3 protein-coding genes are annotated in these 11437 nt (G+C 67.0%); all 3 read left to right on the top strand.

The genetic code is table 11. From position 1 onward, the window contains the following. On the top strand, positions 1 to 9336 hold a 9336-nt coding region (locus DCO48_RS22220; RefSeq protein ID WP_116552759.1), incomplete at its 5' end, for a non-ribosomal peptide synthetase. Positions 9337 to 9361: 25 nt separating this feature from the next. Next, entirely contained in the window at positions 9362 to 10321 is a 960-nt protein-coding gene (locus tag DCO48_RS22215; protein WP_116552758.1) for an alpha/beta hydrolase, read from the top strand. 142 nt (positions 10322 to 10463) lie between these two features. Beyond that, positions 10464 to 11315 (top strand): DUF4123 domain-containing protein, encoded by an 852-nt coding sequence (locus DCO48_RS22210; RefSeq protein ID WP_116552757.1) that lies wholly within the window; start codon positions 10464 to 10466, stop codon positions 11313 to 11315. Positions 11316 to 11437: the final 122 nt, after the last annotated feature.

Here is an 11437-nt window from a genome sequence, read left to right as displayed (position 1 = left end):
TCCTGGCGGATCCTCCTGGAAGACCTGCAAACCGCCTACCGCCAGCAACCGCTGCCAGCCAAGACCAGCTCGGTGAAGGCCTGGGCCGAACAGCTGCAAACCTACGCCCGCAGCCCAGCCCTGCAAGACGAACTGGCCTACTGGCAGGCCCAGCTCGACGGCGTGTCCGCCGACCTGCCTGGCGCCCGTGCCGGCGCCGGTTTGCAGATGCGCCATGCGCAGCACGTCTACACCCACCTCGACGCCGGCCTGACTCGGCAGCTGTTGCAGGACGCCCCGGCGGCCTACCGCACCCAGGTCAACGACCTGCTGCTGACCGCGCTGGCGCGGGTGATCGCGCGCTGGAGCGGCGACGACGCGGTGCTGGTCCAGCTCGAAGGCCACGGCCGTGAAGAGCTGTTCGACGATATCGATCTGATCCGCACCGTCGGCTGGTTTACCAGCCTGTTCCCGGCACGCCTGTCGCCAGCGGTGCAGCTCGGCGAGTCGATCAAGCAGATCAAGGAGCAACTGCGCGCGATCCCGAACAAGGGCATCGGCTTCGCCGCCCTGCGTTACCTCGGTGACGACGCCAGCCGCACGGCGCTACAAGCGCTGCCGGTGCCACGCATCACGTTCAACTATTTGGGCCAGTTCGACGGCAGCTTCGAAGCGGCCGACGGCAGCCTGTTCGTTCCGGCCGGGGAGAGCGGCGGCGCCGAGCAGGGCGCCGAGGCGCCGTTAGGTAACTGGCTGACCCTCAATGGCCAGGTCTATGCTGGCGAGCTTAGTCTGGGCTGGACCTTCAGCCGCGAGCAGTTCGACCAAGCCACCGTGCAAGCGCTGGCCGACGACTATGCCCGCGAACTGCAAGCACTGATCGAACACTGCCTGGCGCCGCAGCACCGTGGCGTGACCCCATCGGACTTCCCCCTGGCTCGCCTGAGCCAGGCTCAGCTGGACAACCTGCCGGTCGCTGCCGAGCAGATCGAAGACCTCTACCCGCTGTCGCCAATGCAGCAGGGCATGCTGTTCCATACCCTTTACGAGCAGAGCGCTGGCGATTATCTGAACCAGATGCGCCTGGACGTCGACGGGCTCGATCCGCAGCGCTTCCGCGCGGCCTGGCAGGCCGCGCTGGACGAGCAGGAAATCCTGCGCAGCGGCTTTGTCTGGGAAGGCGACCTGGAGCAGCCGGTGCAGGTGGTACACAAGCAGCTCAGTGTGCCGTTTACCCTGCTCGACTGGCGCGAGCGCAGTGACCTCGCCGCCGCCCTGGACGCCCTGGCCGCCGAAGAACTGGCGCGTGGCTTCGACCTCGGCGCGGCGCCGCTGCTGCGCCTGCTGCTGGTGCAGACCGGCGACAACCGCCATCACCTGATTCACACCCACCACCACATCCTGATGGACGGCTGGAGCCAGTCGCAGCTGCTGGGCGAGGTGCTGCAACGCTACAACGGCAGCGCGCTGCCGACGCGGCAGGGGCGTTACCGCGACTATATCGCCTGGCTGCAACGCCAGGATGCCGCCGTGGGCGAAGCCTTCTGGAAGCAGCAGTTGGCCGGATTGCAGGAGCCGACCCGGCTGGTGCAGGCGCTGGCCAACCTGATGCCACGCGGCGAATCGCTGACGGGCCATGCGCAGTGGGCGCATTCGCTCGACGCCGAGCAGACCCGCCGCCTGGGCGAGTTCGCCCGGCGCCAGAAGATCACCGTCAACACCTTGGTCCAGGCCGCCTGGCTGCTGTTGTTGCAGCGTTACACCGGGCAGGATTGTGTGGCCTTCGGCGCCACCGTCGCCGGTCGCCCGACCGAGCTCAAGGGCGTCGAGCACCAGGTCGGCCTGTTCATCAACACCTTGCCGGTGGTGGCCACACCGTTGCCGCAGCACACCGTGGCGCAGTGGCTGCAAGTGCTCCAGGCACAGAACCTGGCCTTGCGCGAGTTCGAGCACACGCCGCTGTTCGATATCCAGCGCTGGGCCGGGCTGGGCGCCGAGGCCTTGTTCGACGCGATCCTGGTGTTCGAGAACTACCCGGTGGCCGACGCCCTGCAACAGCAGGCGCCGCAGGGGCTGAGCTTCTCCGGCATCGGCAACCACGAGCAGACCAACTACCCGCTGACCCTCTCGGTGAGCCTCGGCCAGACGCTGTCGCTGCACTACAGCTACGCCCGCGGCCACTTCACCCAGGCGCTGATCGAACGCCTCGGCAGCCACCTGAGCACCTTGCTGCTGGGCCTGCTCGACGATCCGCAGCAGCACCTGAGCGAGCTGACCTGGCTGAGCGCTGTCGAGTCGCGGCAGTTGCGGGAGGACTGGAGCCAGGCGCCGCTGGACTGTCCGAACGAGCAGCGTGTGCACCAGTTGTTCGAACAGCAGGTCGCGCGTCAGCCGGACGCCCCGGCGCTGCTGTTCGCCGAGCAGCAACTGAGCTACGCCGAACTGAACCGCCAGGCCAACCGCCTGGCCCATCACCTGGTCACGCTGGGCGTTGGCCCGGAAGTGCTGGTGGGGATTGCCGCCGAGCGCGGCCTGGACATGATCGTTGGCCTGCTCGCGGTGCTCAAGGCCGGCGGCGGCTACGTGCCGCTCGACCCGAAATACCCGCAGGAGCGCCTGCTGTGCATGATCGAAGACAGCGGCGTGGCGTTGTTGCTCAGCCACAGCCAGCTGTTGCCTGAGCTGGCCGTGCCGCCTGGCCTGCCGGCCTTGTGCCTGGATCTGCCGCACGCCTGGGAAACGTTGCCCGACAGCAACCTGGTGAACCGCGCGCACGCCGATAACCTCGCCTATGTAATGTTCACCTCCGGCTCCACCGGCCGGCCGAAGGGCGTCGGCATCAGCCAGTTGGCGCTGACCCGGCATGCCTTCGTGTCGCTGGCGTTCTTCAACCTCAGCGGCAGCGACCGTGTGCTGCAGTTCTCCACGTTCAACTTCGACGGCTTCGTCGAGCAGCTGTACCCGGCGCTGATCTGCGGTGCTTCGGTGGTGCTGCGCGGCAGCGAAATCTGGGACAGCGAAACCTTCTACCGCGAGCTGATCGACCAGCGCATCAGCGTGGTCGACCTGACCACCGCCTACTGGAACATGCTCGCCAAGGACTTCGCCGCCCACGGCCCGCGCGACTACGGCGTGCTGCGCCAGGTGCACAGTGGCGGCGAGGCAATGCCGGTGGAAGGCCTGAGCGCCTGGCAGGAGGCCGGCCTGGGCCATGTGCGCCTGCTCAACACCTACGGCCCGACCGAGGCCACGGTGACCGTCACCGCCCTCGATTGCAGCGACTACGTCAACGGCAGCCGACCGTTGCCGCTGACCCTGCCGATTGGCTCGGTGCTGCCGGGGCGCAGCATCTACCTGCTGGACGATAGCGGCCAGCCGGCCCCGGCCGGGCTGGTCGGCGAACTGGTGATCGGCGGCGACCTGCTCGCCCGTGGCTACTTCGGCCGTCCGGGCCTGACCGCCGAGCGCTTCCTGCCCGACCCGTTCGGGGCGCCGGGCAGCCGCCTGTACCGCACTGGTGACCTGTCGCGCTACCGCAGCGACGGGGTGATCGACTATGTCGGCCGGATCGACCATCAGGTGAAGATTCGCGGCTTTCGTATCGAGCTGGGCGAGATTGAGGCACGCCTGGTCGAGCACGAACAGGTGCACGAGGCGCTGGTACTGGCACAGAAGGCCAGCAGTGGCCATCACCTGGTCGGCTACCTGGTGCCGACGGACCGGCAGTTGCATGCGGCCAGTGCCGAACAGCAGGCGGCGCTGCGCGACAGCGTCAAGGCCTACCTGAAGTCGACCCTGCCGGACTACATGCTGCCGACCTACCTGATCCTGCTCGAGCGCCTGCCGTTGAGCCCCAACGGCAAGCTCGACCGCAAGGCCCTGCCGGCCGCCGATGCCAGTCAGATGCAAGGCGAATACCTGGCGCCGCGCACCGAGCTGGAACGGCGCCTGGCCGAGATCTGGCAGAACGTGCTGCGCCTGGAGCAGGTCGGTATCGGCGACAACTTCTTCGAACTGGGCGGCGATTCCATCGTCTCCATCCAGGTGGTGAGCCGCGCCCGTCAGGCGGGGATCGTCTTCACCCCGAAAGACCTGTTCGAGCAACAGACCATCGGCGCCCTGGCGCAGGCGATTGGCGAACCGGGCCAGGCCAGCGCCGCGCCGGCGCAGGATGACGCCGCCGCGCGGGCGGCGCTGAAAGCCCAGCTGGGCTTCTGGCAGCAGCAGTGGCAGCCGGCGCTGGCGGCGCTGGACGACACGGCTGAGGCGGCGACGCAGTTGAGCCGCCAGACCGGCCTGGGCAGCCCCCAGACCTGGCAGTTGCTGGAGCTGGCCCCGGCCGCCTATCGCACGCAACCCGCCGACCTGCTGATCGCCGCGCTGGTGCGGGCAGTGGCGCGTTTCGGCGAGCAGCCGGCGGTGCGCCTGGCCCTGCACTCGGCGGCCGGCGCCTACCCGCTGCGCCTGCCGGTCGTGGAGGGCGTGGCGGACTCGATCAAGCAGATCAAGGAAGCCCTGCGTGCCGCACCGCGCCACGGCGCTGGCTATGCGGCGCTGCTGCAGTTGGGCGACGTCGAGGTGAATGCGGCGCTCGCGGCGCAGCCGTGGCCAGCCTTGAGCTTCAGCTTCGAGGCAGCGCCGGAGGTGAGCGCAATTAACGGCGGCCTGCACCTGCACGCGGCCCACAAGGACGGCCAGTTGCAACTGAACTGGCAACTGAACGGACACTATGCTGCGGACACCCTCGATCGCCTGATCGACTGCTGGCAGCAGGAACTCGACGGTCTGTTGCAGCACTGCCTCGATCCGCACAATCAGGGCGTGACGCCCTCGGACTTCCCGCTGGCCCGGCTGAGCCAGGCCGACCTCGACCGCCTGCCGGTGGCTGCGGTCGATATCGAAGACATCTACCCACTGTCGCCGATGCAGGAAGGCATGCTGTTCCACAGCGTCAGCGACGAACAAACCGAGCTGTACATCAACCAGTCGAGCCTGACCATCGACGGCCTCGACGTCGAACGGCTGCGCGCGGCCTGGGCCTTCGTCACCGCGCGGCATGCCATCCAGCGCAGCAGCTTCCACTGGCAGGGCGGGCTGGCCAAACCGTTGCAGGTGGTGCATCGCCAGGTCGAGCTGGACATCCGCGAGCTCGACTGGCGCGGCACCGCGGTCGACGCCCAGCGCATCGCCGAGCTGGACCGCAGCGAGCGCCTGCGTGGTTTCGACCTCTGCACAGCGCCGCTGCAACGGGTGCTGCTGGTGCGCCTGAGCGACGAGCAGTACCAGATGATCTGGACCAGCCATCACATCCTGATGGACGGCTGGAGCAGCTCGCGGCTGTTCGGCGAGGTGTTGCAGCACTACGGCAGCGGCCAAGTGAGCGGGCAGAGCGGGCGCTACCGCGACTTCATCGAATGGCTGGTGAACCAGGACCGCGACGATCTCGAACGGTTCTGGAAGGCCCGCCTGCAACCGCTGGAAGAGCCGACCTCGCTGAGCCAGGCAGTGCACCCGCGGCACGTCGAGGACCGGCCCGGGCACCAGGCGCTGTATTCGCTCTGGGACGAGGCGCAGACCGCGCGTCTGCAACAGCACTGCCGGCACCTGCGCATCACCCTCAACACCCTGGTGCAGGGCGCCTGGCTGCTGGTGCTGCAACGCTACACCGGGCAGCGCACGGTGACCTTCGGCGCCACCGTGGCCGGTCGCCCGGAAAGCCTGCCGGGAGCCGACAGCATGCTCGGCCTGTTCATCAACACGCTGCCGGTGATCCAGACCCTGGAGCCGAGCCAGCCGCTGGTGCAGTGGCTGCGTGCGTTGCAGGCCTACAACCTGGAAATCCGCGACTATTCCCATGCGCCGCTGGCCGACGTGCAGCGCTGGTCCGGGGTGGGCGGCCAGGCGCTGTTCGACAGCATCATCGTGTTCGAGAACTACCCGATCGACGAGCGCCTGAACGAGGCGGTCGACAGCGGCCTGAGCTTCGGCCCGTCGGCCAACCACGGGGTGACCAACTTCCCGATGGACCTGGCGGTGAACCTCAGCGAGAAGCTCTGCATCGAGTACATGTACCTGCGCAACAGTTTCAGCGCCGAGGCCGTCGAGGCGATCCGCGGGTGCATGGAGCAGACCCTGGCGGCGCTGCTGGAGGCGCCGGCGCAGATGCCGCTGGGCAACCTGCAACGCCTGACGCCAGCGCAGCAGGAGGCCTTCGTGGCCTGGAGCAGCGCACCGGCCGCCAGCCACGAAGCCGTCGACCTGCCACAGCTGATCGCCCGCCATGCGCGACAGCAGCCCGAGGCTATCGCCGTACGCTGTGGCGAGCAGCGCCTGGACTACCAGACCCTGGAGCGCCGCGCCAACCAGCTGGCGCACGCGCTGATCGAACGTGGTGCAGGCCCGGAAGTGTTGATCGGCGTGGCCATGGAACGCTCGGTCGACCTGTTGGTGGCCTTCCTCGCTGTGCACAAGAGCGGCGCGGCCTACGTGCCGCTGGACATCGACTACCCGCCAGAGCGCCTGGCCTACATGATCGACGACTCGGCGATGAGCCTGCTGATCACCCAGCAGACCCTGCGCGAGCGCCTCGGCGTGTCGGCTACCCTGGCGGTGCTGGAAATCGACCGCTTCGCGGCCGACGCCTACCCGCAACAGGCGCCGCTGAGCCGCTTGCTTGAGCATTCGCTGGCTTACCTGATCTACACCTCGGGCTCTACCGGTCGGCCGAAAGGCGTGGCGGTCAGCCATGGCCCGCTCAGCGCGCACTGCCAGGCGATTGCCCGGTTGTACGAGATGGACAGCCAGACCCGCGAGCTGCACTTCATGTCGTTCGCCTTCGACGGCGCCCACGAGCGCTGGTTGAGCACGCTGTATGCCGGCGGCACGCTGGTGGTGCGTGACAACGAACTGTGGACCCCGGAGCAGACCTGCGCAGCCTTGCACCGGCATGGCATCAGCATCGCCTGCTTCCCGCCGGCCTACCTCAAGCAACTGGCCGAGTTCGTCCAGGCCAGTGCCGAGCCGGCGCCGCCGGTGCGCATCTACTGCTTCGGTGGCGACGCGGTGCCGGAGCAGACCTACGAGCAGGTCAAGGCGGCGCTCAAGCCGCAGTACTTCACCAACGGCTACGGCCCGACCGAAACCGTGGTCACGCCGATGCTGTGGAAGGCGCCACTGGCCGAGCGTTGCGCCGCCGCCTATGCGCCGATCGGGCGCGCGGTGGGTGAGCGTTCGCTGTATGTGCTGGACGACAACCTGCAACCGCTGCCGCCGGGCTTTGCCGGTGAGCTGTACATCGGTGGCTACGGCGTGGCACGCGGTTACCACCGGCGGCCGCAGATCAGCGCCGAGCGCTTCGTGCCGGACCCGTTCGGCGGCGAAGGCGGGCGCCTGTACCGTACCGGCGACCTGGTGCGCCTGCGCGCCGACGGCGTGATCGACTACGTCGGGCGGATCGACCATCAGGTCAAGGTACGCGGCTTCCGTATCGAACTAGGCGAAGTCGAGGCCCGCCTGCGTCAGCAGGACGGGGTCAGCGACGCGCTGGTGATCGCTCGGGAAAGCCCGTCGGGCAAACAGCTGATCGGCTACGTGGTCAGCGCCGGCGGCGTCGACCTGGGCCAGGCGCTGAAAGCCGGGCTGCGGGCGCACCTGCCGGAGTACATGGTGCCGGCGCAGATCGTGTGCCTGGCGCGCTTCCCGGTCACCCCGAATGGCAAGCTGGACCGCAAGGCGCTGCCCGAACCGCAGTTCGACGCGGCGGCCTATGTGGCACCGCGTGACGAGCGCCAGGCCTGGCTGGCGGACATCTGGGCGCAGGTGCTGCAGGTCGAGCAGGTCGGTATCAGCGACAACTTCTTCGAACTGGGTGGCGACTCGATCCTCAGCCTGCAGGTGATCTCGCGGGTACGTAACCACCCGACCTTGCAGATGGACCTGAAGCTGCGCGACCTGATGCGCTACCAGACCATCGAGGCGTTGTTCGAGCAGGGCGCGGGCCGAGTGCGCAGCCAGGTCGAGGACCTCTCGCAACTGGCCAGCGAGGGCCTGTTCAACCTGATTCCGATCCAGGAGTGGTTCTTCGCCCAGCCGATGAGCGAGCCACATCACTTCAACCAGGCGCTGATGCTGCGTTCGCGTCAAGCCATCGACGGCCTGGCGCTGGAGCAGGCGTTGCTGCACATCGTCCGCCAGCATGACGCCTTGCGCCTGCGCTTCCGTGAGCAGAACGGCCGCTGGTACCAGTATTACGAGACGCTGGAGGGTATCTGCGAGTGCATCTGGCATCGCCAGGTGGCCGACGAGCAGGCCCTCAACGCCCTGGTGAACACTGCTCAGCGCAGCCTCAACCTGATCGACGGACCGGTGTTCCGGGTGGTCAATGCGCAGTTGGACGATGGTGAGAGCCGGTTGATGATCGCCATCCATCACCTGGTGATCGACGGTGTGTCCTGGCGGATCCTGCTGCAGGATCTGCAGTTGGCCTATGAAGCGTGCAGCCAGGGCCTGGCGCCGCAATTGCCGATTCGCACCAGCAGCTTCCGCGCCTGGGCCGAGGGCCTCAAGGGCCATGTCGATGCGCTGGCCGAGCGCGAGCTGGGCTACTGGCTGGCGCAGCTGGAACAACCGGGCAAGGAACTGCCGTGCGACAACCCGCGCGGCAAGAATCAGGTGCGCTACGAAGCCAGCGCTCAACTGAAACTGTCGGAGCAGGACACCAGCCGCCTGCTCAAACAGGTGCCGGTGGTGTACCAGACGCAAATCAACGATGTGCTGCTGACGGCCCTGAGTCGGGTGCTGTGCCGCTGGAGCGAGGCCAGTTCGGTGCTGGTGCAGTTCGAAGGGCACGGTCGCGAGGACCTGTTCGACGCACTGGACCTGAGCCGTACCCTGGGCTGGTTCACCAGCCTGTTCCCGCTGCGCTTACAGCCGGGGCTGGATGCGGACTTCGGCGCGTCGATCCAGGCGATCCAGGGGCAGTTGGCGGCGGTGCCGGACAAGGGCCTGGGCTATGGCGTGCTGCGTTACATGAGCGATGCGCAGACCGCCGAGCGCTTGCGCGACCTGCCGGAAGCGCGGGTGACCTTCAACTACCTCGGGCAGTTCGACCAGAGCTTCGACGAGCAGGCGCTGCTGGTGCCGGCCGACGAGAGCCCGGGTGCCTGCTACAGCCCCGAGGCGCAGTTGGGCAACTGGCTGGAGATTACCGGGCAGGTGTTCGACGGTCAGCTGTCGCTGCGCTGCTTCTACAGTACCCGGCGCTATCGTGCGGCCACGGTGGAAACCTTGATGAATGCCTTCCAGGCCGAATTGCTGGCGTTGATTGGCCATTGCCTGGAACAGGCGGTCGCGGTGTAAGCCGCGCTTTTTTTAGGAATTGATGATGACTTTGCACCCGGATATTGGCGCTTTTATCGATCTGGCCGAAGAGCGCCAACTGCGCCGCCAGCCCGCGTTTCATGAGCTGAGCCCGGCGCAGGCGCGCGCCGCCTTCGAGCAGACCACCCGGCAGTTGCAGTGGCCGGCCCCACAGGGGCTGGCGGTGCAGGCGCTGAGCCTGACCGCGCGCGACGGCCAGTCGGTGCCGCTGCGCCTGTACCGGCCGGCCGCTGCGGCGCAGGGGTTGAGTGGGTTGATCGTGTACCTGCATGGTGGCGGCTATGTGGTGGGCAGCCTGGATTCGCATGACGGCGTGTGTCGGGAGTTTTGCCAGCGCAGTGGTTACCCGGTGCTGGCGGTGGGCTACCGGCTGGCGCCGGAGCACAAGTTCCCGAGCGCGCTGCATGACTGCAGCGATGCGCTGGTGTGGCTGCGCGAACAGGCGGCGGCGCTTGGGATCGACCTGGAGCGGGTGGCCCTGGTCGGCGACAGCGTGGGCGCGAGCCTGGCGACGGTGTTGTCGATCGAGGCGGCGCAGGCCGGGGCTGAGGCAGCGGTGACGCCGAAGTTGCAATTGCTGTGCTATCCGATGACCGATGCGTCGCGGCGCAGCGCTTCGATGGAGCTGTTTGCCGAGGGGTATTTCCTCGAGAGCGAGACGCTGGAGTGGTTTTATTCGCACACTGCGCGCAGTGACGCGGACCGGCTCGACTGGCGGTTCTCGCCATTGCTGGCGCAAGGGCTGGGCGGTGTCGCGCCGGCGGTGGTGGTGGTCGCCGGGTTCGACCCGCTGCTTGACGAAGGGCTGGCCTATGCGGCCACGTTGCGCGCGCAGGGGGTTGCTGTGGAACTGATCGAGTATGGTGACCTGACCCACGATTTGCTGCGCATGCGCACGGTGGTGCCGGGGATTGAGCAGGTGCAGCAGGAACTGGCCGAGGTGGTGCGGCGGTATCTGGGGTAGTGCTCAATACACGGCGCATTCGGCAGCTTGAAACACATTTCGGAAGCGTCTGACATCTTTAGCCCATTACCTTTGTTAGTGTCCTGACCGTCTCGCCGGAGACGCTTCCCGGTGAAGCGTCCATCACCACAAGGACATCTGCATGGGTAAGGACTACCTCTTACTCGACGGCGCGTGCTTCGAGCACCTGCCGTCGCTGCTGATGCAACTGGATTCGAGCGCTGCGCCGTATCCGTTGTATGCCGGCACCCGTTATGCCGAGCTCAAGGGGCTGGGGCCCTGGCTGGTCGCGGTGGCGCCGGACGGCCCGATTGCCCGGACCTTTCAGCGCGAGTGGTCGGTCGATTACGGCCTCTGGTTGCACAGCAGCGCCCCGCAGCCAGAGCTGCTCGGGCATTTGCGCAGCATGGTGCATGTGCAGTTGGAAGGGGCCGGCACGGTGTTGTTCCGTTTCCATGATCCGAAGATTGCCAAGCTCTGGTTCGCGGCGCTGGGGCCGCTGGAGCTGGTGCAAGCCATGGGGCCAGTGCAGTCGATTTGCTGGTCGAAGCACAGTGGGGGTGGCGCTGACGGCGTGCGTGGCGACTTTCCCTTTGTATCCAGGGTCTATTCGGATACGCCGTGGCTAACGTTCACCATTGAGCAGATGGAGCAACTGTCCGCACCCAAGCGCGACCAGTTCGATCGCCAGGTGCTGGCGCATGTTCAGCGTTTCTTTCCGGATGCGTTACAGGCGCTCGATGCCCTGGGCAGAAAGGCGTGGGCGGTAGCGTGCCGGGCAAGTGCAGCGCGCTACAACCTGACCAGCGAGGCGCAGGTATTTGCCTGGGCCAGTTTATATGCCGCGTTCGGCGAGCATTTTCCTGAGGCACCGGAGCACTGCAGTTACCGCGATCTATTGCGTGAGCGCGGCGTGTTGCCGGCGCATCGCCTGGATAACGCCTTACGCAAACAGATTCGTCAGGTCTACGCTACGCAGGCGCTTGTATCATGAGTGCGGCCGCGCATGAACGTGCCTTCCAGCTCGACGAAGCACGACGCGCAGCCCGTCAGCGTTCGAGCAACGACGTCGAAGCGTTGTTGAGCCCATGCCCGACCAGCCAGGCAGAGATCTTT

It is taken from the genome of Pseudomonas sp. SDI (assembly GCF_003105155.1).
Classification (GTDB): Bacteria; Pseudomonadota; Gammaproteobacteria; order Pseudomonadales; family Pseudomonadaceae; genus Aquipseudomonas.
This window is presented reverse-complemented; position numbering and strand designations above follow the sequence as displayed.